Origin of the sequence: Salmonella sp. NW884, from assembly GCF_051700745.1 — a bacterium.
Lineage (GTDB): Bacteria > Pseudomonadota > Gammaproteobacteria > Enterobacterales > Enterobacteriaceae > Salmonella > Salmonella enterica.
In genome coordinates this window covers 1-227 of the sequence record NZ_JAMMDE010000062.1, presented here as the reverse complement: position 1 = coordinate 227, position 227 = coordinate 1, and the positions used below count along the sequence as shown (strand labels likewise).

At 51.1% G+C, this 227-nt stretch carries 1 rRNA gene; it reads left to right on the top strand.

The window, feature by feature from the left end:
• Positions 1-227 (top strand): 23S ribosomal RNA (locus NA197_RS23535); the annotation flags it as partial.

Below are 227 nucleotides of genomic sequence, written 5' to 3'. Positions count from 1 at the left end.
AGGGAAAGGCGAAAAGAACCCCGGCGAGGGGAGTGAAAAAGAACCTGAAACCGTGTACGTACAAGCAGTGGGAGCACAGGTTTACCTGTGTGACTGCGTACCTTTTGTATAATGGGTCAGCGACTTATATTCTGTAGCAAGGTTAACCGTATAGGGGAGCCGGAGGGAAACCGAGTCTTAACCGGGCGTTAAGTTGCAGGGTATAGACCCGAAACCCGGTGATCTAG